The following is a 25047-nucleotide window of genomic DNA, read 5'->3' as shown; positions in this document are numbered from 1 at the left end:
CGCCGACCCCACGATCCACCGAGGAGACGCCCGGAATGGCGAACGAAGACACCCTCCGCGACTACCTGAAGCGGGCCACGGCCGACCTGCAGCAGGCCCGGCAGCGGCTCGGCGCGACGCGCTCGCAGCTGGCCGAGCTCGAAGCGCAGGCCAGGGAACCGATCGCCATCATCGGGATGAGCTGCCGCTACCCCGGTGGCGTCGGCGACCCCGACGGGCTCTGGGACCTGGTCGACTCCGGCCGGGAGGGCATCGGGCCCTTCCCCGAGGACCGCGGCTGGGACCTCGGGAAGCTCTACGACCCGGACCCCGACCAGCCCGGCACGTACTACGTGACCGAAAGCGGTTTCCTGCGCGAGGCCGCGGACTTCGACCCGGCGTTCTTCGGGATCTCGCCCCGGGACGCCCTCGCCATGGACCCGCAGCAGCGGCTGCTGCTGGAGCTGTCCTGGGAGGCCATCGAGGCGGCCGGGCTGGCCCCGGCAGCGCTGCGGGGCAGCAGGACCAGCGTGTTCGCCGGCGTGATGTACAACGACTACGCCGCCCGGCTGCAGCCGGTGCCCGACGGCTTCGAAGGGTTCATCGGCAACGGCAGCGCGGGCAGCATCGCGTCCGGGCGCGTCGCCTACACCTTCGGGCTGGAGGGCCCGGCGCTCACCATCGACACGGCGTGCTCGTCGTCGCTGGTGGCGCTGCACCTGGCCGCGACCGCGCTGCGCCGCGGCGAGTGCTCGCTGGCGCTGGCCGGCGGGGTCACCGTGATGTCCACCCCGACCGCGTTCATCGAGTTCAGCCGGGCCCGCGGGCTCGCGCCGGACGGGCGCTGCAAGTCCTTCGCCGCCTCCGCCGACGGCACCAGCTGGGGCGAGGGCGCCGGGATGCTGCTGGTGGAACGGCTTTCCGACGCCCGGCGGCTCGGCCACCCGGTGCTGGCCGTGGTCCGCGGCACCGCGGTGAACCAGGACGGCGCGTCCAACGGCCTCACCGCGCCCAACGGCCCGGCCCAGCAGCGGGTGATCCTCGACGCGCTGGCCGCCGCGGGGCTCTCGCCGTCCGAAGTGGACGCCGTGGAAGCGCACGGCACCGGCACCGTGCTCGGCGACCCGATCGAGGCGCAGGCGGTGCTCGCCACCTACGGCCAGGACCGCGCGGAGCCGCTCTACCTCGGGTCGCTGAAGTCCAACATCGGGCACAGCCAGGCCGCGGCCGGCGTCGGCGGCGTGATCAAGATGGTGCAGGCGATGCGCCACGGCGTGCTGCCGAAGACGCTGCACGTCGACGAGCCGAACCCGCGCGTCGACTGGACCGCGGGCGACGTCGAACTGCTCACCGAGGCCCGGCCGTGGCCGGAAACCGGGCGGCCGCGGCGCGCGGGCGTGTCGTCGTTCGGGGTCAGCGGCACCAACACGCACGTCGTGCTCGAACTGCCGGAAGAGACCGACAGCGGCGAACGGGCCACGCCGCCGGTGCTGCCGCTGCTCGTTTCGGCGCGCAGCCGGGACGCCCTCGCCGCGCAGGCGCAAACGCTTTCGGACCACCTCGCCGAGGCGTCCCTCGTGGACACCGCGTTCACGACGACGACCCGCGCACGGCACCCGCACCGGGCCGTCGTGCTCGGCCGCGACCGCGAGGAACTCCTCGCCGGACTGGCGGACCTCACCACCGCCGTCACGGACACCGCGGCCCCGGGCAAGACCGCGTTCCTCTTCTCCGGGCAGGGCGCCCAGTACGCGGGCATGGCGACCGAGCTGCACCGGGCGTACCCGGAGTTCGCCGCCGCCCTCGACGCGGCTTTGGCCGAGCTGGACCCGGGCGTCCGGACAGCGGTGTTCGACGGCGACCGCCTGGACGACACCGAATTCACCCAGCCCGCGCTGTTCGCCGTCGAGGTCGCGCTGTTCCGCCTGCTCGAGGCGTGGGGCGTGCGGCCGGACTTCCTGCTCGGGCACTCGATCGGCGAGATCGCGGCCGCGCACGTCTCCGGCGTCCTCTCGCTGGCCGACGCGGCCACGCTGGTCACCGCGCGCGGCCGGCTGATGCAGGCCCTGCCCGCGGGCGGCGTGATGATCGCGGTCGAGGCCGGCGAGGGCGAGATCGCCCCCACGCTGCCCGACGACGTCGCGATCGGCGCCGTCAACGGTCCCGGCGCGGTGGTGCTCTCCGGCCCGGCCGAAGCCGTCACGACCGTCGCCGCGGCCTGGGCGGAGAAGGGCCGCAAGACCCGCGAACTCGCCACCAGCCACGCGTTCCACTCGCCGCTGATGGCGCCGGTGACCGCGGACTTCCGGGCCGCGATCGCCGGGCTCGCCTTCGGGACGCCGTCGATCCCGGTCGTCTCGACGGTGACCGGGAAGCCGATCGGTGACGAGTTCGGCGACCCGGACTACTGGGTCACGCACGTGCTGGCCACGGTCCGGTTCGCCGACGGCGTCGCCACCCTGCACGAGTCCGGCGTCACGACGTACGTCGAGGTCGGGCCGGGCGGCCGGCTGGCGGCGCTCGTGCCCGAGACGGCCGTCGGCGTCGCCACGCTGCGGCCCGAGCGGCCGGAACCCCTGACCTTCGCGGCCGCGGTCGCCCGGCTGCACACGCGCGGCCGCGAACCGGACTGGGCCGCGCTGTTCGAGGGCACCGGCGCGCGGCGGATCCCGCTGCCGACGTACGCCTTCCAGCGCGACCGCTACTGGCTGGAGGCGAAGGAAACCGCCGGTGACGCGGCTTCGGTCGGCCTGGGGGCGACCGAACACCCGCTGCTCGGCGCCGCGGTGTCGCTGGCCGGGGGCGACGGCTTCCTGTTCACCGGCGTGCTGTCCCGGCGGGCGCACCCGTGGCTGTCGGACCACGCCGTGCTCGGCACGGTGTTGTTGCCGGGTACGGCGATGCTGGAACTCGCGCTGCGGGCGGGGGAGCAGGCGGGCTGCGGCCGCGTCGAGGAGCTGACGCTGGAAGCCCCGCTCGTCCTCGGCGACGACGGCGTCCAGGTCCAGCTTTCGGTCGGCTCGCCGGACGTCGAGGGGCGCCGGAGCGTCGGCCTGCACTCGCGTCCGGACGGCGCTGCCTTCGACGAACCGTGGGTGCGGCACGCCACCGGTTTCTTGGCGCAGGGGACGGCCACACCGGGGCCGGACTTGAGCGAGTGGCCGCCGCCGGGGGCCGAACCCGTTCCGGTGGACGGGATCTACGACGCCGTCGAGACGGCCGGATTCCACTATGGACCGGCGTTCCGCGGGCTGCGGGCAGCGTGGCGCCGCGGCGACGAGGTGTTCGCCGAAGTCGCGCTCGACGCCGAGTACGACGCCGGACGCTTCGGCGTCCACCCGGCGTTGCTGGACGCGACCCTGCACGCGGCGGGCCTGACCACACCGGACGCGACGCCGGAAGGACGGCTGCCGTTCGCCTGGACCGACGTCTCGCTGTTCGCCACGGGAGCCAGGGAGGTTCGGGTCCGGCTGGTCCCGGCGGGCACCGGCGCGGTGTCTCTGACGCTGGCCGACCCGGCCGGCAAGCCGGTCGCCACCGTCGGGTCCCTGGTCTCGCGGCCGGTGTCGGCCGATGGCCTGGACACCTCGCGCAGCCTGCGGGACGCACTGTTCACTTTGGACTGGCAGCCGGTGCGGGAAGGGGATTTCTCCGGCCCGATCGAGGTCGCGCAGCTCCCGGTCGGCACGGGTCCGGTGCCTGCCCAGGTCCGTGAAGTGACCGCCGCGACCCTGAAGCTGCTGCAGGACTGGCTCGCGGGCTCGTCGGACGGCCGCCTCGTGTTCGTGACGCGAGGTGCGGTGGCCGACGACCCCGATCTCGCCGCGGCCGCCGCGTGGGGGCTCGTGCGGGCCGCGCAGTCGGAGAACCCCGGCCGGTTCGTGCTGCTCGACATCGACACCGACGAGCTGTCCGAGGACGTCCTCGCGGCCGCGGCCGCCACCGGGGAACCCCAGCTCTCGCTCCGCGGCGGCGAACTGCGGATGCTGCGCCTGGTGCGCCCGGCGGAGTCCGATGTGGACACGCCCGTGCTCGGCGGCACGGTGCTGATCACCGGCGGGCTCGGCAGCATCGGCGCGCTCGTCGCCCGGCACCTGGCCGGGCAGGGCGTGCGCCGGCTGGTGCTGACCGGACGCCGTGGGCCGGACAGCCCCGGCGCCGCCGAGCTGGTCTCGGAACTGGCTTCGCTGGGCGCCGAGGCGTCCGCGGTGGCTTGCGACGTCGCCGATCGCGAGGCGCTTTCGCGGGTGCTGGCGGACATCCCGGACCTGTGCGCGGTCGTGCACGCGGCGGGCGTGCTCGACGACGGCGTCGTGGAATCCCTGACGCCGGAGCGGTTCGAGCCGGTGTTCCGGCCCAAGGTGGACGCCGCCTGGGCGTTGCACGAGCTGACCGAAGACCGGCCGCTGTCGGCGTTCGTCGTGTTCTCCTCCGCCGCGGGCGTCATGGGCGGTGCGGGCCAGGGCAACTACGCCGCGGCCAACGCGTTCCTCGACGCGCTGATGACCCGGCGCCGGGCCGCGGGCCTCCCGGGTACCGCGATGGCGTGGGGCGCCTGGGCCCAGGGCATGGCCGCCGGCCTCGCCGACGCCGACCTGCGCCGGATGAGCCGCGGCGGCATGATCCCACTGTCCACGGTGGATGGACTGGCGCTGTTCGACGCGGCGCTGGCTTCGCCGGCCCCGGTGCAGCTCCTGAGCCGGCTCGACCTCGCCGTGCTCGGCAGGCAGGCCGCGTCCGGGATGCTGCCGTGGCTGCTGCGCGGGCTCGTCCGGACGCCGATGCGGCGCGCGGGCGAGGCGGTCGACACCGGGCTCGCGCAGCGGCTGGCCGGTCTGGCCGAGCCGGAGCGCCGGGAAGTCCTCGCCGACGTCGTCAGCACGCACGTCGCGGCCGTCCTCGGGCACGGTTCGACGGCCGCGGTCGACCTCGACGGCGCGTTCAAGGACCTCGGGTTCGACTCGCTGACCGCGGTCGAGCTGCGCAACCGCCTCGGCGGCGCGACCGGCCTGCGGCTGCCCGCGACGCTGATCTTCGACTACCCGAGCCCGGCCGCGCTGGTCGAGCACCTGGTCACCGAGCTGGGCGGCGCTGCCGCGCCGGTGGTCGCGGCGCCGGCGTCGATCGCGGCGGACGAGCCGCTGGCCATCATCGGGATGAGCTGCCGCTACCCCGGGGGCGTCAGCTCGCCGGAGGAGTTCTGGGAGCTGATCGCGGCGGGCCGGGACGGCGTTTCGGGGTTCCCCACCGACCGCGGCTGGGACCTGCCCGACACCGACTTCGTGCCCGAAGGCGGCTTCCTCTACGACGCCGACCGCTTCGACCCGGAGTTCTTCGGCATCTCGCCGCGCGAGGCGATGGCCATCGACCCGCAGCACCGGCTGCTGCTGGAAACGGCGTGGGAGTCCTTCGAGCGCGCGGGCATCGACCCCGGCTCGGTCAAGGGCAGCCGGACCGGCGTGTTCGCCGGCCTGATGTACCACGACTACGTCTCGCGGCTCACCGCCGTCCCGGACGACCTGGCCGGGTACCTCGGCAACGGCAGCGCGGGCAGCGTCGCTTCGGGGCGGGTGGCCTACACGTTCGGGCTGGAAGGGCCCGCGGTCACGATCGACACGGCGTGTTCGTCGTCGCTGGTGGCACTGCACCTGGCCGCGCAGTCCCTGCGGTCCGGCGAGTGCACGATGGCGCTGGTCGGCGGCGTGACGGTGATGTTCACACCGACCGCGTTCCTCGAGTTCAGCCGCCAGGGCGGGCTGTCGGGCAACGGGCGGTGCAAGTCCTTCGCCGCGTCCGCCGACGGCACCGGCTGGGCCGAGGGCGCGGGAATGCTGCTGGTGGAACGGCTTTCCGACGCCCGTCGGCTCGGGCACCCGATCCTGGCCGTGGTCCGCGGGACCGCGGTCAACCAGGACGGCGCGTCCAACGGCCTCACCGCGCCGAACGGCCCGGCCCAGCAGCGCGTGATCCGCACGGCGCTGGCCGGGGCGCGGCTGCAGCCGTCCGAAGTGGACGCGGTCGAGGCGCACGGCACCGGAACGTCGCTGGGTGACCCGATCGAGGCGCAGGCGCTGCTGGCCACCTACGGCCAGGACCGCTCGGAACCGCTGTGGCTGGGCAGCGTCAAGTCGAACATCGGGCACACACAGGCCGCGGCGGGCGTCGCGGGCGTGATCAAGATGGTCCAGGCCATGAAACACGGCGTGCTGCCGGCGACGCTGCACGTCGACGAGCCGTCCCCGCACGTCGACTGGTCGTCCGGCGCGGTCGAGCTGCTCACCGAGGCGCGACCCTGGCCGGAGACCGGCCGCCCGCGCCGGGCGGCGGTCTCGTCGTTCGGGGTGAGCGGCACCAACGCCCACGTGATCCTGGAGGCCCCGGAGCACCCCAATGTGGCGTTGGTTGCGTCCAACGCACCGAACGCCACATTGGGTGCGTCTGACGCACCGAACGCCACATTGGGGCGCTGGGTGCCGTGGGTGCTGTCCGGGCGGAATGCCGGGGCGTTGCGGGGGCAGGCCGAGGCGCTCGCCGGGGTGACGGGAGAGCCGCTGGACGTCGGGTGGTCGCTGGCCACCACGCGGGCGGTCTTCGAGCACCGGGCCGTGGTGCTCGGGCGGGAGGTCGCGGACTTCGCCGCCGGGCTCGAAGGTGCTCAGGTGGTGCGCGGCACCGCGGCCCGGCCCGGCAAGGTCGTGTTCGTGTTCCCCGGCCAGGGATCGCAGTGGCCGGGGATGGCGGTCGAGCTGCTGGACTCGTCACCGGTCTTCGCCGAACGGCTGACCGAGTGCGCGGCCGCCCTGTCGTCCTTTGTGGACTTCTCGGTCGTGGACGTGCTGCGCGAGAACCGCGACCTCGGCCGCGTCGACGTCGTCCAGCCGGTGCTGTTCGCCGTGCTGGTCTCGCTGGCCGCGGTGTGGCGGGCGCACGGGGTCGAGCCCGCCGCCGTCGTGGGGCACTCCCAGGGCGAGATCGCGGCCGCGGTCGTCGCCGGTGCGCTGTCCCTCGAGGACGGTGCTCGCGTGGTCGCGCTGCGCAGCAAAGAGATCCTCGCACTCGGCGGAGAAGGTGGGATGGCGTCCGTGGCGCTGTCCGCCGAAGCGGCCGCCAAACGCCTGACCGACTGGGGCGGCGAACTCTCGCTCGCGGCGGTCAACGGCCCGTCCTCGGTCGTGGTGTCCGGCGACGCGGGCCTGCTGGCCGAGTTCGTCGCGGGCTGCGCGGCCGACGACGTCCGCGCCAAGCTGATCCCGGTGGACTACGCGTCGCACTCCGCGCACGTCGACCGCATCCACGACCGGCTGCTGGAAGTACTGGCACCGATCACCCCGCGGGCCGCCGACGTCCCGTTCTGCTCGACCGTCACCGGCGGCTTCCTCGACACCGGCGCGCTGGACGCGGCCTACTGGGCCCGGAACCTGCGCGAGACCGTCGACTTCGCGGGCGCCACGAAGAAACTCCTGTCCGACGGCTACGGCGTCTTCGTCGAGTGCAGCCCGCACCCGGTGCTCACCATGGCGATCGAAGAGACGGCGGAGCAGGCGGTCGTCGCCGTCGGCACCCTGCGGCGCGAGGACGGCGGCTCCGCCCGGCTGCTGACGTCGCTCGCCGAGGCGTGGGTCCGGGGCGTGCGCGTCGACTGGACCGCGGCGCTCGACGGCGGCCGGCGCGTCGACCTGCCGACCTACGCCTTCCAGCGCGACCGCTACTGGCTCGACTCCCCGGCGGGTGCCGGCGACGTCAGCTCGGCCGGCCTGGCGACGGCGGACCACCCGCTGCTCGGCGCGGTCGTCCCGCTGCCGGAGTCCGGCGGGCTGGTGTGCACGGGCGTGCTGTCCCTGCGCACGCACCCGTGGCTGGCCGACCACAGCCTGCTCGGGACGGTCCTGGTCCCCGGCACGGCGCTGGTCGAGCTGGCGCTGCAGGCGGGCGCGCACGCCGGCCGTCCGGTGCTGGACGAGCTGACCCTGGAGGCGCCGATCGTGCTGCCGCCGGTGGGCGGGATCCAGGTGCAGGTGGTGGCCGGCGCGGCAGGCGAGGTGACCGTCCATTCGCGACCGGCCGGTTCCGAGGAACCCTGGCTCCGCAACGCGTCCGGGGTGCTCGGCACCACCTCGGTCCTGGGGCTTCCCCTGACCGAGTGGCCGCCACCGGGTGCCACCGCCGTCGAGCTGGAAGGCGCGTACGCGGCGCTGGCCGACCGCGGCTTCGGCTACGGCCCGGCGTTCCAGGGGCTGCGCGCGGCCTGGCGCCGGGGCGAGGAGGTCTTCGCCGAGGTCGCGATCGACGACGCCGGCCGCTTCGGCCTGCACCCGGCGCTGCTCGACGCGGCCCTGCACGCGGGCATGGTCGCGGGCGACGGTGACGGCGGTGCCCGGATGCCGTTCGCGTGGACCGGCGTCGTGCTCCACGCGGTGGGTGCTTCGGCGGTCCGCGTCCGGCTGGCCCCGGACGGGCACCTCGACCTCGCCGACCCGACCGGCGCCCCGGTGGCGACGATCGGTTCGCTGGCCACGCGCCCGGTCTCGACGGTGACCACGACCCGCGACCCGCTGTTCCACGTGCGGTGGACGCCGGTCGGCGCGCCGGCGCCGGCCGGGCCCGGCGAGCTGTTCGAGGTCCCGGCGGGCGACGTGCACGCCGTGACGGCGTCGGTACTGGCCCGGGTGCAGCAGGACACGCCCCGGCTGGCGATCGTCACCCGCGGCGCGGTCGCGACCCGGCCGGGCGAGGACGTACCCGACCTGGCGGCGGCCGCCGTGTGGGGCCTGGTGCGGTCCGCGCAGACGGAACAGCCGGGCCGGTTCGTGCTGATCGACGCCGAGACGGACACCCCGCGCGAGCTGCTCGACCGGCTCGCGGCGGGCGAGGAACCCCAGGTCGCGGTGCGGGACGGGCAGATCCTCGCACCGCGCCTGGCCCGCCTCGACCCGGCCGGGCTGAAGGGGACTTTCCCCGCATCCGATGCGAGGAAAGCGCCCTTCAGCTCATCTGATGCGACGAACGTCCCCTTCAGCGGTGGTTTCGATCCGGCCGGGACCGTGCTCATCACCGGGGGCACCGGGCTCCTCGGCAGCCTCGTCGCCCGGCACGTCGCCGAAGCCGGGGCCGGGCACATCGTGCTCACCAGCCGCCGGGCCGCCGGACGGGCCGAGCAGCTGGTCGCGGACCTGACCGCCGCCGGCGCGCGGGTCACCGTCGCCGAGTGCGACGCCGCCGACCGGGACGCTCTCGCCGCGGTCCTGGCCGGCATCCCGGCCGAGTTCCCGCTCCGGACCGTCGTCCACGCGGCCGGTGTCCTCGACGACGGGATGCTCGACGGCCTCACCCCCGAGCGCCTCGGCGCCGTGCTGAGGCCCAAGGCCGACGCGGCCCGGAACCTCCACGAGCTGACCCACGACCTCACCGATTTCGTCCTCTTCTCCTCGGCCGCCGGGATCCTCGGCAACGCGGGCCAGGCCGGGTACGCCGCGGCCAACGCCTACCTGGACGCCCTCGCCGCTCACCGGCACGCGCACGGGCTCCCGGCGAAGTCCCTGGCCTGGGGTCTCTGGGACGAAGCCAGCGACCTCACCCGTCAGCTCGGCGCGGAAGGCCGCGAAAAGGTGAGCCGCGCCGGGCTGCGGCCGCTGTCCACCGACGAAGGCCTGCGGCTCTTCGACACCGCCCGGACGGCGGAGGAAGCCGTCGTGGTCCCGATGCACCTCGACGTCGCCGCGCTCCGGCGGCAGTTCGGCACTGGGGGCGTGCCGCCGCTGCTGCGGGGGCTCGTGCGGCCCGCCGTCCGCCAGGCCGCCGCGGAAACCGTGTCCGCCGAGGGGCTGACCGGGGACGCGCTGCGGGACGTCGTCCTGACGCAGGTCGCCGGTGTCCTCGGGTTCGCCGGGCCGGACGCCGTCCCGGCCGGGGTCGGCTTCCCGGAGATGGGCTTCGACTCGCTCACCGCCGTCGAGCTGCGCAACCGGCTGATCGGGCTGACCGGGCTCCGGCTGCCCGCCACGCTCGTCTTCGACCACCCGACGCCGGACGCGCTCGTCGAGTTCCTCAGTGGTGAACTCGTTCCGGCAGAACCGGAAACGTCCACAGCGGACACCGTCGCGGAGGAGGAGACCGGCAGCATTCAGCTCCTTTACCGGAAGGCCTGCGACGAAGGCAAGATCGCCGAAGCCGTCGAGTTCATCAAGGCGGCTTCGCGCCTGCGCCCGGCGTTCGACCGCCTCGACGACATGACGCAGCTGCCGGAACCGGTGCGCCTCGCCCGCGGCGACACGACGCCCGCCCTGCTCTGCTTCGCCGCGCCGGTCGCGATCACCGGGGCCCAGCAGTACGCGCGGTTCGCCGCCGGGTTCCGCGGGGAACGCGAGCTGACGATGATCCCCGCGCCCGGCTTCCGGCCCGGCGAACTGCTCCCCGCCACCGTGGAAGCGACCGTCGAGCTGCAGGCCGAGCTGGTCTGGAACGCCGCGGGCGGCACGCCGTTCGTGCTGCTCGGGCACTCCTCCGGCGGCTGGCTGGCGCACGCCGTCGCCACGCACCTGGAGCAGCTCGGTTCGCCGCCCGAAGGCATCGTGCTGATGGACACCTATGTGCCGCAGAGCGGGCAGATCGACCGGTTCAAGAGCACCTTCGTCACCAGTGCGCAGGACCGGGAGGAGGAAGCCGGCGGCATCGACGACCGCAAGCTGACCGGCATGGGCTGCTACTTCCGCGTGTTCGCCGACTGGACACCGGCGGAGACCGCCGTGCCGACGTTGTTCCTGCGCGCCACCGAATCCCTCCAGTCGGTCGGCGGGGAAGCGACCGAGGGTGACGCCTGGCGGCCGACCTGGACACCCGCGCACGTCGGCGTGGACGTGCCCGGAAACCACTGGTCGATGATGGAAAACCACGCCACGACGACCGCCGACGCCGTCCGCGCCTGGCTCGAAGACCGCTGAAACCCGAGAAAAGGAAGAAAATGACCGACTTCGTCATGCCGCAGATCGACCCGGCGCTGCTGCCGCCGTCCGTCCGTTATGGACTGTCGGACACGCTGCCGTGGCTGGGCCGGATGCGCGCGGCCAACCCGGTGCTGCGCGACCCGTTCGGCATGCACCACGTGTTCACCTACGCCGAGGTGCAGCAGGCGCTGGCCGACCCCGGCACGTTCTCCAGCGACCCGTCGCACGTGATGCCGCAGGCCGCCGCCGAGCTGTCCGCCGGCATGCTCGCGGTGATGGACCCGCCCGCGCACACCAAGGTGCGCCGGATCGCCAGCGCCGCGTTCACCCCGAAGCGCGTCAAGGACCTCAACGACCGCATCGCGCAGATCGCCGAAGAGCTCCTCGACGCCGTGCCCGGCGACGAGTTCGACTTCGTCACGGCGTTCTCGCAGTACCTGCCGCTGGTCGTGGTGTCGGAGCTGCTCGGCATCCCGAAGACCGACCTGCCGCAGTTCATCACCTGGACCGAGGCGCTGCTCCAGGTCACCGTGCCGAACCCGAACGACGCCGCCGAGATGGACGCCGCCATGCAGGCGGCCATGTTCGGCCCGCTCGTCCAGATGCAGCAGTACATGGCCGGCCTGTGCGCCGAGCTGCGCGCGAACCCGCGCGACGGCTTCATCAGCGACCTGCTCCAGGCCGAAGTGGACGGTGAGCGGCTCGCCGACCACGAAGCCGTCAACCTGGCCATCCAGCTGCTGCAGGCCGGGCACATCACCTCAGCGTCGGTGCTGGCGAACTTCGTGCTGCGGCTGGGGGAGCACCCGGGTGTCGAGGCGCGCCTGCGCACCGACCCGGCGCTGATCCCGGCCGCGGTCGACGAGGCGCTGCGGTTCACCCCGCCGGTGCCGCGCCTGCAGCGGTTCACCACCACCGACACCGAGCTCGGCGGCGTCGCCATCCCGGCGAAGAGCATGGTCTTCCTCTCGCTGCTGTCGGCCAACCACGACGAAAAGGTGTTCGCGAACCCGGACGCCTTCGACATCGACCGCGGCGCCGCCCGCAACCTGACCTTCGGCCACGGCATCCACTACTGCTTCGGCGCGGCGCTGGCCAAGACCGAGGCGAAGTTCGGCATCGAAGCCCTGCTGCGCCGGTACTCGTCGATCGAGGTCCTCGCCGACGAGCCGGTCGAGTTCTACGAGAGCGAGCTGTTCACGCCGAAGAGCGTCCGCGTCCGGGTGCGGCGGGCGTGACCACCGCACTGTCCACAGAGGACGTCCCGTCGGCGCGGTTCGGCCTCGGTGAGCAGCTCGCCTGGCTGCGGCGCCGCCGGGAGGACGGCGGGGTGCACGTCGACGCGTCCGGCGCGCACCACCTCTTCTCCCACGCCGACGTCGAGCGCGTCACCAAGGACCCGGCGACGTTCTCCAGCAACCCGGCGCGGGTGCTGCCCGAGGGCGTGCCGAACATGACCGAGGGGATGATGCTGGTCGCCGACCCGCCGCAGCACGGCAAGCTGCGGCGGCTGGCGGCGCAGGCGTTCACCCCGCGGAAGATGCGCGATCTCGGCCCGCGCGTGGCCGAGATCGCGGTGGACCTGCTCGACCGGGCCCCGGAAGGCGGCTTCGACGCGGTCGAGCACTTCACGGTCGAGCTGCCCGCGACGATGATCGCCGAGCTGTTCGGCATCCCGGCCGCCGACGCGGGCGCGTTCCGGTCGCTGGTCGAGCAGATCATGGCGATCGAACCACCGGACCTCACCGACGAAGCGGCCGTGCGGGCGGCGGCGGACAACGCGCTGGGCGGCCCGTTCCTCGAGCTGATGGGCTACCTGCTGCAGCTGTGCGCGCGCCGCCGCGCCGAGCCGGGGCCGGGGCTGATCTCCGACCTGGTCCGCGCGCGGCTGGACGGCGAGCAGCTGGCCGATCCGGAGGTGGCGAGCCTGGCCGTGCAGATCCTGCAGGCCGGGCACCTCACCACCGCCGCCGTGCTCGGCCACGCCCTCGTGCTGCTGGCCGAGCACCCCGAAGCGCAGGCCGCGCTGCGGGCCGACCGGGCGCTGATCCCGGGCGCGGTCGAGGAAGTGCTGCGGTGCCGGCCACCGTCCACGCGGCTGCAGCGTTACACCACAGTGGACACCGAGGTCGCCGGGCACGTGATCCCGGCGGGCGCGGTCGTCGTGCCGTGGATGCTTTCGGCGAACCACGACGACGCCGTGTTCGCCGATCCGGACGTGTTCGACATCCGCCGCAGCCCGAACCGCCACCTGACGTTCGGGCACGGCATCCACTTCTGCCTCGGCGCGATGCTCGCCCGCGTCGAGCTGACCGGTGCGCTGAACGCGCTGTTCGACCACCTTCCGATGTGGACGGTCGACGGCGTCGTCGAGTACCAGGAATCCCATCTGCTGTTCGGACCGAAGCGGGTCCCGCTGGTCGTCAGCACCACCCCCACCGATCGGAGAGACCTCCCGTGACCGAAACCCTCGACACCGCCACCGAGGTGCCGTCGTTCCCGCTGCCGCGCGGCAAGTGCCCGTACCACCCGCCCGCCGCTTACTCGGAGCTGCACGAAAAAGCGCCGCTGTCGAAGGTGAAGCTGGTCGACGGCAAGCAGGCCTGGGTCGTCACCGGCTACGCGGAAGCCCGCGCGCTGCTGGCGGACCCGCGGCTCTCGGCCGCCCGCTCGCACCCGGACTTCCCGAACAACGCCAAGATCATGCCCGGCACCGGCATGCCGCAGCCGGTGCCCGAGGGTGACGCGCTGACGTTCGCGCAGCTCGACGATCCGGAGCACAACGCCCAGCGCAAGCTGGTGATCCCGAGCTTCACGCTGCGCCAGGCCAAGGCGATGCGCCCGAAGATCCAGAAGATCGTCGACGAGCTGATCGACGGCATGCTGGCCGACGGCCCGGGCGCCGACCTCGTTTCGGCGTTCGCGGTGCCGTTCCCGTCGATGATGATGGCGGAGCTGTTCGGCGTGCCGGAGGAGGACCGCGCGGTCTACACCGAGCACGTCCAGTACCTGGCGACCCGGCCGGACATGATGGTCCCGGCGATCTACACGCTGTCCGACTTCTACACCAGGCTCTTCGAGCGCAAGCGCGCCGAGCCGGCCGAAGACCTGGCCACCCACATGGTCACCAGCTTCGACGAGCGGCCGGACGAGATCGGCTTCCAGCAGCTGCTCAACTCGGCGATGCTGGTCACGGTGTCGGGCAACGAGTCCACGATGACGATGATCTCCCTCGGCGCGTTCGCGGTGCTGGACAACCCGGCGCAGGCGGACGTCCTGCGCGCCGACCCGGCCGGCGCGGCCCCGCGCGCGGTGGAGGAGCTGCTGCGCTACATCTCGGCGGGCGACATCATCTCGCGCCTGGCCACCGAGGACATCGAGATCGGCGGCCAGACCGTCCGGGCGGGCGAAGGCGTCATCCTGGCCACGCCGGCGGTCAACCGCGACCCCGCGGCGTTCCCGGCGCCGCACGAGCTCGACCTGCGCCGCGACCACAAGACGCACCTCACCTTCGGCCACGGCCCGCACCAGTGCGTCGCGATGAACTTCGCGACGGCCGCGCTCGAGGTCGTCTTCTCGACGCTGTTCACCCGGCTCCCCGGCCTGCGGCTGGCGGTCCCGTCGGAGGAGGTGCCGCCGGGCGGGCTGGGCGTCTACCGCGTCGCCGAGCTCCCGGTCACGTGGTGACCGCGGACCGCTGGTTCCGCCGGTTCCACGAGGCACCGGCGGCGAAGGCGCGGCTGGTGTGCCTGCCGCACGCCGGCGGTTCGGCGTCGTTCTACTTCCCCGTGTCGCGGGCGCTCGCCCCGGACGTCGAAGTCCTGTCCGTGCAGTACCCGGGGCGGCAGGACCGGCGGAAGGAACCGTTCGTCCCCACGGTCGAAGGGCTCGCCGACGAGATCGCCGCCCTGCTGCGGGGGCTCGACGAGCGGCCGCTGGCGCTGTTCGGGCACAGCATGGGCGCGATGGTGGCGTACGAGGTGACGCGGCGGCTGGAGGACTCGGGGCCGGCGCCGGTGGCGCTGTTCGTCTCCGGCCGGCGCGCGCCCGACCGGTACCGCGACGACCGCGTCCACACCCGCTCCGACGAGGGGGTGCTGGCCGAGGTGCGCCGGCTGAGCGGCACGGAGGCGGATCTCCTCGGTGACGAGGAGGTGGTGCGCATGATCCTGCCGGTGCTGCGCAACGACTACCGCGCGGTGGAGACCTACCGGCACCCGCCGGGCGTCCGGCTGGCGACGCCGGTGGTGGCGTTCACCGGCACCGAAGACCCGGTCGCGTCGGTGGACGAGGTCTCGGCGTGGGCGGCGCACACCACGGGCGGCTTCGAGCTGGTCCCGCTGCCCGGCGGGCACTTCTTCCTGACCCGCCACCAGGACGTCCTCCTGCGGACGATGGCCGAGCGGCTGGGCCGGGTGCCGGCCTGAGACCGGACCGCGGGGTGCGGGTGGTCCGCACCCCGCGGTCTACTCGGAGTAGCGCGGTTGCGACGTCCGGGCTATTTCCGGCCGGATCGGTCACACCGGACCCCCGTTCGTCGATGTGCCCGGCGGGGATCCCCACCGCCTGCGTGGGGACGGGACACATCTGGGGGGATGACTCGTGCTGCTTTCGTTGCGATCGCGCGGCCGGATCGCCTTGGCCACCGCGTTCACGGCGGCGTTCGCGCTGCTCGTACCGGGCGTCGCGCACGCGGCGCCACCGTCCAACGACGACTTCGACCAGGCGACGGCGATCACCGCGCTGCCGTTCACCGCGCAGCAGGACACGAGCGAGGCCACCAAGGCGGTCGACGACCCGTACTGGTGCCAGTCGTCCGACGTCCGGGCGTCCGTCTGGTTCCGGTACACGGCCACCGCGGACGGGTACCTGCGCGCCTCGACCAAGGGCAGCGACCCGGAGATGATCCTCGCGGTCCACACCGGAACCCGGGGCGTACTCCGGGGGGTCGACAACGGTTGCGGCATCGGCGGGGACACGACGTTCCTGGCGAAGGCCGGGACCACGTACTCGATCATGGTCTCCGGCTACGACGTCCCGGGCGGGGCGCTGTCGCTCTCGCTGGACCCGGTGCCGGCCGCGGCCAACGACGACTACGCGAACGCGCAGGCCGTGCCGTCGCTGCCGTTCTCCGCGCAGCCGGACTTCTCGGTCGCCTCCTACGAAGCCGACGACCCGGAGTCGACGTGCCAGTCCGAGGCCAACCTCGTCCCGTCGGTCTGGTACGCCTACACCAACACCGGTGCGGCGAAGTCGGTCACCGCGCGGACCACCGGGTACGGCTCGGCCCTCTCGGTCTACACGGGGAACAGCCTGCCGGAGCTGAAGCAGGTCGCCTGCAAGAACGACTCGTACGGGCAGCCGACCGCGTTCCGCGCCGCCACCGGGACGACCTACTACGTCCGCGTGACCGGGCCGGCCACTTCGTACGAGCCCATCACGCTGTCCCTGGACGACGCGCCGGCGCTGCAGCCGTCGATCTCCCAGTCGCCGTCGTACCCGACGGTCTACGACAACGTCTCGTTCTCCGCGGACTCCTGGAACGAGATCGACCGGCCGATGACCGCCGACTGGGACTTCGGTGACGGCGCCACGGCCCCGGCCGGCACCGCCCCCGTGTCCCACCACTACGCCACCGACGGCACGTACACCGTCACCCTGCACGCGACGTCGCCGGACGGCCGCACGGCCACCCGGACGACGCAGGTCACCGTGACCACCCACGACGTCGGGATCGCCAAGTTCACCGTGCCTGCCGCGGCCCGCGCGGGCGAGAGCAAGCCCATCTCGGTCGACGTGAGCAACACCCGGTACGCCGAGACTGCGACGGTCGTGCTGTCCCGCAACGACGGGAACTACTGGCGGCAGGTCGCCACGCTCACCCTGACCGTGCCCGCGCGGCCCACCAAGACCGTGCGGTTCCCCTTCGCCTACACCTTCACCCCCGACGACGCGATCGACGGCAAGGTCATCTTCCGCGCCGAGCTGAAGCTGGACTACCCGGTGCGTGACGCCCGGCCGTCGGACAACGAAGTGATCGCCATCGCCACGACCGTGAAACCGAGCGGCACGCGCATCGCCGCCGTCTGAGCACTGGGGGAGAACAAGATGAGGCACACCGCTTTCCGGCGCCTGCTGGTCGCCGGTCTCGCCGTCGCGGCCGCACTGGTGGCGCCGGCCACCGCGCACGCCGACACACCGGCCAACGACGATTTCGACACCGCCACCACCGTCACCGCCCTGCCCTTCCGGGCCACCCAGGACTTCGGCGAAGGGACGAAGGCCGCCGACGACCCGACCTCGTGCTACGCCTGGATCGCGACGAGCGCGTGGTACGACTACACCGCGTCCGCCGACGGGTTCGTCCGGGCCCTGCCCACGGGGGCCGGCCAGCTGCCCTTCATCGCCGTCTACACCGGCTCGCGCGGGGCGCTGTCGCAGGTGCCCGGCGCTTGTGCGGAGTGGAACTCCGGGCCGTCGGTGACGTTCCTGGTCACCGCCGGGCAGACATACCACATCATGGTGTTCAAGCCGTACTCCGGCGCCGGCCAGGTGGCCACGCTGGACCTCTCCAGTGTCCCGCGGGAGCCCAACGACGACTTCGCGGCCGCCGCGGTGGCGACGCTGCCCGGGACGTTCTCGGGCGACCTGTCGCGGTCCACGAGCGAGCCGGGCGAGGTGACGGCGAGCTGCGATCCCGAGGCCGACCACTCGGTGTGGTACCGGTACACCCCGGACCGCACGCGGCCGATCAGCGTGGAGCGGCGGGGCGGCCGGACGCCGTCGGTCGCGGTGTACCGCGGCCCTGAACTGTCCGAAGTGGACTGCGCGGGGGAGCTGGACACCGCCAAGCGCGTGGTCTTCACGGCCACGGCGGGCCTGCAGTACTGGATCCGGGTGGGCATCGACGCGGACGGCGCGTCCCCGTACGAGATCCGCCTGACGACCGCGCCGGCGCTGACGCCCAACGTGTACCTCAACTCCGGTGGGAAGTCGGTGTTCGACGACATCCAGATGTTCCCGAACGCGGGCGACCGCCTCGGCCGTCCGCTGGTCAGCGGCGAGCTGAAGTTCGGTGACGGCACGTCGGTGGCACTGACGTCGAACGCGACGCTGACGCACCGCTACGCCGCCGACGGCGACTACCGCTTGGAGATCAGCGCGACGACCGACGACGGGCGCTCGGGCACCGGCAGCCAGGTGGTGCACGTCGAGACGCACGACGTCACGCTGACCGGGCTGTCCCTGCCCGCGCAGGCCCGCGCGGGGCAGACCAAGCCGGTCAAGGTGTCGGTGGTGAACAACCGCTACGACGAGAAGGTCGTCGTCTCGCTGCGCCGGAAGGGCGAGAGCGGGTACTTCGAAGAGGTCGGCACGCTGACCCAGTTCGTGCCGGCGGGCGGCCGCGTGGAGTTCCCGTTCGCCTATTCGTACACGGCGGCCGACGCCGCGGCGGGCCAGGCGGAGTTCGAGGTGACGGCCACCCTCGACGGCCGCTACGACGGTGACAGCCACCCGGTGGACAACCGGCTGACCGGCGTGACCGCGGTCCGCGCCAGCTGATCCCCGGCCCGCTCGGGAGCCGTCCAAGCGCCCCAATGTGGCGTTGGTTGCGTCTGACGCACCGAACGCCACATTGGGTGCGTCTGACGCACCGAACGCCACATTGGGTGCGTCTGACGCACCGAACGCCACATTGGGGCGCTCGGGGTGGGGACCACGGTCCGTGCTCGGGCGGCCTGAGTCCACTTTCGCCTTGGCGGGACTCGCTCGTCCCGCCAAGGCGGAAAATCACCTACCCCGCACGGGATCCCGTGCCTTCTTCGACTCGATCTCACCCTCCGCAAGGGTAAAAAGCCGTGCGGTGGAAGTTCACCCTGTGTAGCTGATGCGTACGGGGGAAACGGCTCGCGTTCCTTGACAGCCCCGGTGCCGACGGAGTTATGTCACCGGCTGAATTCCGCGGAAAAGGAACCGGAAATCGTTCTCGGGCCACCGGTACGAATCGAGCCACGCCACCGATGAAAGAAGACATACGTCGTTCCGCCCCCTCCTGGAATCCGGGTGACTGGGGGCTGCGCACCAAGATCTCCGTCGTGCTGCTGCTGCCCGTCCTGGTCGCCTTGCTGCTGGCCGGCGCCCGGGTGCAGGGTGAACTCGCGCGGGCCGGCGGGCTCAGCGCCGTGCGCGACCAAATGCCCGTGGTGCAAGGGATTTCCGAACTCGCCGGGCTCGTCGACGACGAGATGATCCACGACGGTGCCGCCGCCCAGACCGCCGCCGTCGACGGGAAAGCCGCGTCGGTCCGCCGGGACGCCGCATTTTCGCAGCTCACCCCGGAGCTCGCCCGCGCATTGGAAGATCAGCTCGGGAAATTGGCCGACCTGCGGCAGCAGGCCGGTTCCGCGGCCGGGAAAACCACCGCTTACCACGACTTCACGGTCGCGCTCAGCGAAGTGATCCCCGGCGTCGTCGGCCAATCCGGCAACACCGATCTCGGCGCGTCGGCGGGGCTCAGTGCGGCCTTGGTGCAGCTGAGGACCGTGCTCGCCGTCCAGGAAGCGGTGGCCGGTGAGGCCGGCAGCGCCGCGGCGGCCGAGCGCGCCGGGTCCGAAGAGGCGGTGCTCACCGGGCAGATCCGCCGGGTGATGCCGGCCGGCGCGGCGGCTGCCCGGTTCGCCGCGGCGACCAGCCCGGGCGCGGGTGGACCGGCGGCGAAGCGCGCGGTGCTCGGCACCGTCCTGGCCGAACAGGTGAAAACGCTTTCGGACGCGGTCGGCGCGCAGACCAACCTGGCCCGCTCGGACGCATTGCGCGACGCCGCGCTGGTGCTCGCGTCGCTGCTCGGCGCCCTGGCCATCGCGCTCGCCGTCGCCCGGTCGGTCGTGGCCCCGATCCGGCGGCTGCACGCGGCCGCGCTCGACACCGCGCGCCGCCGGCTGCCCGGCACCATCGACCGCATCCGGCAGGGCGAGGACGTCGACTGGCGCGCGACCCCGCCGCTCCCGGTCGACTCGGAGGAGGAGGTCGGCCAGCTCGCCCGGGCCTTCGACGACATGCACCGGCAGGCGGTCCGGCTCGCCGTCGGCGAGCAGGCCGAGATGCGGATCCAGGTCAGCGAGATGTTCATGACGCTCTCGCGGCGCAGCCAGTCGCTGGTGGAACTGCAGCTTTCGGTGATCGAGGACCTCGAGGCCGACGAGCAGGACCCGCAGCGGCTGGCCGAGCTGTTCCAGATCGACCACATCGCGACCCGGCTGCGGCGCAACGGCGAGAACCTGCAGGTCCTCGCCGGCGGCCGGCCGGTGCGGCGGGAAACCGGCCCGGTCGCGACGGTCGAGCTGCTGCGGGCGGCGACGTCTGAGGTCAAGGACTACCAGCGCATCACCCTCGGCAACGCGCCGCGCGGCTCGGTGCAGGCCGAAGCCGCGGCCGACGTCGTGCACATCCTCGCGGAGCTGCTGGAGAACGCCATCCGGTCGTCGCCGCCGGACCAGCAGGTCGTGCTCACCGCCGACCGCGGCTTCGACGGCGGCGTGCTGGTCGAGGTCGTCGACACCGGCCTCGGCATGACCCGCGAAGACCTGGAAGCGGCCAACGCCCGGCTGGCCGCCGGCGCGTCGGTGAGCCCGGAGACCACCCGCCGGATGGGCCTGTTCGTGGTGAGCAGGCTGGCCGCCTCGCACGGGATCACCGTCCGGCTGCGGCCGACGACCACGCGGACCGCGAGCGCCGGCATCACCGCCAGCGTGCACGTCCCCGGCGTGCTGGTCCTGGTCGACCTGCCGCCGCGGCCCGGCACGCTCGCGCTGCCCCCGGCCGGTGTCAACGGCGCCGCGCGGCACGAGCTCGAACCCCGGTGGCCCGCCGAAGAACCCGGTCCCGAGCTGCCGGCGGACCCGCCGACCCCGATCTTCGACCAGATGCTCTCGCACTGGTTCGCCGAAACCCCGCCGAAAGCGGCGCGCCCCGGCGGCTGGGCGAGCCCCGCCGACCAGGTGCGGCAGGCCGCGGAAGCCGCGGTCGGGGCCGTCGGCGACGCCGAGTTCACCGACTCGGGCCTGCCGACCCGGCAGCCCGGCGCCCAGCTGGCACCGGGCTCCGCCGCCCCGCGCCGCCCGCCGGAGGCGGATCCGTCCTTCCGTGACCCGGCCGCGGTGCGGAACAACCTTTCCCGGCACTACAGCGGCATGCGCGCGGCCCGTCACCGGGTCGCGGCCGAGCCGGACGCGGAGCAGCGATGAGTACCCGGCAGGAAGGAACGGAAGTGACCGACGGGTCCCGGAACTGGCTGGTGTCGGCGTTCACGCAGGAGGTGCCCGGGGTGGCGCACGCCGCGCTCGTCTCGGCGGACGGCCTGCTCGTGGCGGCGAACGAAACCCTGCCCCGCGACCGCGGCGACCAGCTCTCGGCGATCGCGTCCGGGCTCGCGAGCCTCGCGCTCGGCACGGCCGACCTGTTCACCGCGGGCCGGGTCGTGCAGTCGGTGATCGAGATGGAGCAGGGCTTCCTGCTGCTGATGAACGTCGGCGACGGCTCCAACCTGGTGGTGCTGGCCAACCCGGGCTGCGACATCGGGCTGGTGGGCTACGAGATGACGCTGCTCGTGGACCGGGTCGGGAAGGTGGTCGAGACCCCGGCGCGGCCGGCGGCCTCCCCGGGGGCGGCCCGGTGACCGACGGCCGGCGACGCGAGGGCGGGCGGCACACGGCGTCGCTGGCCCGGCCCTACGCCTGGACCGCGGGCCGCACCCGGCCGAAGGTCGACCTGGCGGTGGAAGCCCTCGTCGAGACGACGGCGGAAGGCCGCACGGCGTCCTTCAGCCCGACCAACCCCCTGGCCGCGGTGATGCAGCTGTGCCAGCAAAAGCGTTCGGTGGCCGAGGTCGGGGCCCACCTCGGCGTGCCGCTCGGGGTGGCCAGGGTGCTCATCGGCGACCTGCTCAGCGCCGGCCAGGTGTCCATCCGCGACACGCTCACCGCGGACGCCTCCTGGGACGAACGCAACGACCTGCTCGAAAGGGTCCTCAGTGGACTACGTGCACTCTGACAAACTGATCACCTCGGCCAAGATCGTCGTCGCGGGCGGCTTCGGGGCCGGCAAGACGACGTTCGTCGGCGCCGTCTCGGAAATCGACCCGCTGCGCACCGAAGCGCTGATGACGACGGCGGCGGTCGGCGTCGACCGGACCGAAGCGGTGCCGGGGAAGTTCGCCACGACGGTCGCGATGGACTTCGGCAGGCTCACCCTCGCCGACGACCTGATCCTCTACGTCTTCGGCACCCCGGGCCAGCACCGGTTCTGGTTCATGTGGGACGACCTGGTCTGCGGCGCGGTGGCCGCGATCGTCCTGGTCGACACCCGCCGCCTGGCGGACTCGTTCGCCTCGATCGACTTCTTCGAGTCGCGCGGCCTGCCGTTCCTGGTGGCCATCAACCAGTTCGAGGACACCCGCCAGCACGCACCCGCGCAGGTGCGCGAAGCCCTCAAGGTCCCGCCGGCGGTGGAGGTCGTCACCTGCGACGCGCGCTCGCCGGAGTCCACGAAGCGGACCCTCATCGCCGCGGCCGAGCACGCGCTCGCCGAGCACCATTCGCCACGATCGCGGAAAGCCTGACAGGAGCCCGAAATGCCCATGGACCACGACGACTTCGCAATGGGGCACTGGCTCGTGGTGCTCGCCTACCTGACCTCGGTGGTGGGGTGCGCCCTCGGGCTCGCCTGCACGCTGCAGGCGCGGTCCACCGACAACCCGCGGGCCCGGCTGACGTGGCTGGGGCTCGCGGCGCTGTCCATCGGCGGCGTCGGCATCTGGGTCATGCACTTCATCGCGATGCTCGGCTTTTCGACACCGGGTCTCCCGGTGCGCTACGACATCCTCCGCACGGCGGTGTCGGCGATCCTTTCGGTGGCGGCGGTGTTCTGCGGCCTGCTGGTGTTCGGCGTCCGCAACCGGTTCGCCTGGCGCCGCCTGCTGCTGGGCGGCCTGCTGACCGGGCTCGCGGTGGCGGTGATGCATTACACCGGCATGTGGGCGGTGCAGGTCAAGGGCACGATCGGCTACGACCCGACGCTGGTGGTGCTGTCGGTGGTCGTCGCGGTGGTCGCGGCCACGGCGGCCCTGTGGTTCACGGTCGGCCTCGACAAGCTGCTGCCCCGCCTGGCGGCGGGCCTGGTGATGGGCGCGGCGGTGACGGGCATGCACTACACGGGCATGGCGGCGGTCCGCCTCCACCTCGACCCGGCGGCCCCGGACCCGGCCGGCACGGAGGTGTTCTCGTTCCTGTTCCCGGTGTTCGTGCTGGCGGCGCTGGCGATGGCGGTCCCGATCTGCGCGGTGCTGATGGCGACGTCGAGCTCGGCGGCACCCCGGCACACGACGGTCGGCTCCTGAGCGGTCCGGCGGGGGTCGCGAATGACTCATTCGCGGCATTGGGCGTCCCGAATGAGTCATTCGCGACCGCCGGGACGGGTCGGTGGGCGGGCGGCGATCCGCGGCGAGTGAGGTCGGCCGGCCCGCTGGCCCGCTGGCCCGCTGGCCCGCCGGCTCGGCCGGCTCGGCCGGCTCGGCCGGCCCGCCTGCCCGCCGGCCCGCCGGGGTAGGGGTCGCGAATGAGTCATTCGCGGCCTCTGGGGTCCCGAATGAGTCATTCGCGACCTCGGCGCGGGCCGGGCGGGTGACAGCGCCGGCTGCCCGGGCCGGGTCAGTCCGTGGGCACCGGGAACCGGTCCGCGCTGAAGTGCACCAGGATCGCCGTCGCGGTCGCGCAGACCTCGTCGCCCGCCCGCAGCGTGCCCGAGGCGTGCAGCTTCCGCCCGTCACGGCGGACCAGCCGCCCCTCGGCGACGAGCGGGACCGCGTACGGCGTGCCCCGGTGGTAGTCGACCGTCAGCGACGCCGTCATCCCCGGGTAGCCCGCCGCGGCCGTGGCGCGGCCCAGGACGTGGTCGAGGACCGCCGCCACCCAGCCGCCGTGGACGCGGCCCGGCGGGCCCTCGTGCGCGGCGCCGAGCAGCACCTCGGCCCGCACCGAGTCCGGGCCGACCGCCACCCACGACAGCGGCGGTGCCAGCGGGTTCCCGGGCCCTTCCAGGGGATTGTTGACGCTCAGGTGCCCGCCACCCTCGAGGGCGGCCAGCAGCAACGGCGGAGCCTCGCCGGCCGCCCGCAGGGCCGCGGTCACCGCTTCGACCCGCCGCGCGGCCGCGGCCAGGCCGGCTTCGTCGTCGTCGCGCACGCGCACCGAGGCTTCGATCAGCTCGCGGATCCGGGTGCCGAGCAGGGCACGCCCGGGTGGAACGCCGTCGACCACCGGGAAGGTCATCGCACCCCCAGAAACTAGAACGTGTTTCACGTTACCAGGTGGGCCGGGCGGTGACGCCGCCGTCGACGACGAGGTCGTGCCCGGTGACGAAGGACGCCAGCGGGGACGCCAGGAAGACGCACGCGTTGCCGACGTCGGCCGGGGTGCCCAGGCGGCCCAGTGGCGCGGCGCGGTGCCACCGGCCGACGCCGTCCGGCCAGTCCCGCGCGAGACCGGGCCGGTCGATCAGGCCGGGGGACACCGTGTTGACGCGGATCCCGCGCGGCCCGTACTCCAGCGCCGCGCCGCGCGCGTGCATGACCAGCGCCGCCTTCGCCGAGCTGTAGTGGACGTGCCCCGGGGCGGGCTGCCGGGCCTCGATCGAGGCGACGTGCGTGACGCTGCCACCGTCGCCCAGCAGCCGGGCCGCGGCCTGGGTGCAGGAGAACGCGCTGGTCAGGGTCGCGTCCAGCATCGCCCGCCAGCGCTCGGCCGTGAGGTCTTCGAGGGGCTCGACCGGCTGGACGCCGGCGTTGTTGACCAGCGCGTCGAGCCGCCCGCCCCACTCCGCGACGGCGTCGAGCAAGGCGTGGCAGGCGGCGTCGTCGGTGAGTTCGGCGGCGAACGCGCGGGCCCGCCCGCCGGCGGCTTCGATCGCTTCGACGACGGCGTCGGCGGCGCCGGGACGCCGGTGGTGCACGGCCACCGCGCTGCCCGCCGCGGCGAACCGGAGCGCGATCCCGCGCCCGATGCCGCCGGCCGCGCCGGTGACGCAGGTGATCGTGCCGGAGAGGTCGGGTGTGCTGGTCACCGCACCGATCGTA

General features: G+C 73.4%; 13 protein-coding genes and 1 pseudogene. 12 read left to right on the top strand and 2 right to left on the bottom strand.

What is annotated here, in order from left to right; all coding sequences use genetic code 11:
• Positions 1-35: 35 nt before the first annotated feature.
• The 12 genes and pseudogenes from AB5J73_RS01730 to AB5J73_RS01675 form a co-directional block, all read left to right on the top strand.
• Positions 36-10916, top strand: a pseudogene (locus tag AB5J73_RS01730) (SDR family NAD(P)-dependent oxidoreductase); the annotation flags it as partial.
• 20 nt (positions 10917-10936) lie between these two features.
• Positions 10937-12157 carry a cytochrome P450 gene (locus AB5J73_RS01725; RefSeq protein WP_370967400.1) on the top strand — a complete coding sequence of 407 codons (1221 nt, stop codon included), beginning with the start codon at positions 10937-10939 and terminating at the stop codon, positions 12155-12157.
• The gene (locus AB5J73_RS01720) at positions 12154-13380 is read left to right on the top strand and encodes a cytochrome P450 (protein ID WP_370967398.1); all 1227 of its coding nucleotides are present in this window, start codon (positions 12154-12156) and stop codon (positions 13378-13380) included. Before AB5J73_RS01725 ends, AB5J73_RS01720 begins: the two co-directional genes overlap by 4 nt.
• A complete protein-coding gene (locus tag AB5J73_RS01715; RefSeq protein ID WP_370967396.1) occupies positions 13377-14606 on the top strand; it encodes a cytochrome P450 in 1230 nt (409 codons plus the stop codon). The genes AB5J73_RS01720 and AB5J73_RS01715 overlap by 4 nt, the downstream gene beginning before the upstream one ends.
• A complete protein-coding gene (locus AB5J73_RS01710; protein WP_370967394.1) occupies positions 14603-15346 on the top strand; it encodes a thioesterase II family protein in 744 nt (247 codons plus the stop codon). Before AB5J73_RS01715 ends, AB5J73_RS01710 begins: the two co-directional genes overlap by 4 nt.
• 175 nt (positions 15347-15521) lie before the next feature.
• Entirely contained in the window at positions 15522-17009 is a 1488-nt protein-coding gene (locus AB5J73_RS01705; protein WP_370967392.1) for a PKD domain-containing protein, read from the top strand.
• Positions 17010-17027: 18 nt separating this feature from the next.
• Positions 17028-18482, top strand: a complete 1455-nt coding sequence (locus tag AB5J73_RS01700) for a hypothetical protein (RefSeq protein WP_370967390.1) — start codon at positions 17028-17030, stop codon at positions 18480-18482.
• Between the two features lie 533 nt (positions 18483-19015).
• Positions 19016-21163 (top strand): ATP-binding protein, encoded by a 2148-nt coding sequence (locus AB5J73_RS01695; protein WP_370967388.1) that lies wholly within the window; start codon positions 19016-19018, stop codon positions 21161-21163.
• Complete coding sequence (locus AB5J73_RS01690; RefSeq protein ID WP_191984309.1) at positions 21160-21594, top strand: roadblock/LC7 domain-containing protein; 435 nt, start codon at positions 21160-21162, stop codon at positions 21592-21594. The genes AB5J73_RS01695 and AB5J73_RS01690 overlap by 4 nt, the downstream gene beginning before the upstream one ends.
• The gene (locus tag AB5J73_RS01685) at positions 21591-21968 is read left to right on the top strand and encodes a DUF742 domain-containing protein (protein ID WP_370967385.1); all 378 of its coding nucleotides are present in this window, start codon (positions 21591-21593) and stop codon (positions 21966-21968) included. The genes AB5J73_RS01690 and AB5J73_RS01685 overlap by 4 nt, the downstream gene beginning before the upstream one ends.
• Complete coding sequence (locus AB5J73_RS01680; RefSeq protein ID WP_370967383.1) at positions 21949-22536, top strand: ATP/GTP-binding protein; 588 nt, start codon at positions 21949-21951, stop codon at positions 22534-22536. Before AB5J73_RS01685 ends, AB5J73_RS01680 begins: the two co-directional genes overlap by 20 nt.
• 18 nt (positions 22537-22554) lie before the next feature.
• Positions 22555-23313 carry an MHYT domain-containing protein gene (locus AB5J73_RS01675; protein WP_370972855.1) on the top strand — a complete coding sequence of 253 codons (759 nt, stop codon included), beginning with the start codon at positions 22555-22557 and terminating at the stop codon, positions 23311-23313.
• A gap of 310 nt (positions 23314-23623) precedes the next feature.
• On the opposite strand, the gene AB5J73_RS01670 is transcribed toward AB5J73_RS01675, so the two are convergent.
• Complete coding sequence (locus AB5J73_RS01670) at positions 23624-24244, bottom strand: PaaI family thioesterase (protein ID WP_370967381.1); 621 nt, start codon at positions 24242-24244, stop codon at positions 23624-23626.
• Between the two features lie 31 nt (positions 24245-24275).
• Positions 24276-25034 carry an SDR family NAD(P)-dependent oxidoreductase gene (locus AB5J73_RS01665; protein ID WP_370967379.1) on the bottom strand — a complete coding sequence of 253 codons (759 nt, stop codon included), beginning with the start codon at positions 25032-25034 and terminating at the stop codon, positions 24276-24278.
• Between the last annotated feature and the right edge of the window lie 13 nt (positions 25035-25047).

The sequence above is a fragment of the Amycolatopsis sp. cg9 genome, assembly GCF_041346945.1.
In the GTDB taxonomy this organism is placed as follows: Bacteria; Actinomycetota; Actinomycetes; order Mycobacteriales; family Pseudonocardiaceae; genus Amycolatopsis.
This window is presented reverse-complemented; position numbering and strand designations above follow the sequence as displayed.

Coding starts and splice junctions, on each gene's coding strand:
- AB5J73_RS01700 (WP_370967390.1), top strand. CDS start 17,028: ATGAGGCACACCGCTTTCCGGCGCCTGCTGGTCGCCGGTCTCGCCGTC.
- AB5J73_RS01675 (WP_370972855.1), top strand. CDS start 22,555: ATGGACCACGACGACTTCGCAATGGGGCACTGGCTCGTGGTGCTCGCC.
- AB5J73_RS01725 (WP_370967400.1), top strand. CDS start 10,937: ATGACCGACTTCGTCATGCCGCAGATCGACCCGGCGCTGCTGCCGCCG.
- AB5J73_RS01690 (WP_191984309.1), top strand. CDS start 21,160: ATGAGTACCCGGCAGGAAGGAACGGAAGTGACCGACGGGTCCCGGAAC.
- AB5J73_RS01670 (WP_370967381.1), bottom strand. CDS start 24,244: ATGACCTTCCCGGTGGTCGACGGCGTTCCACCCGGGCGTGCCCTGCTC.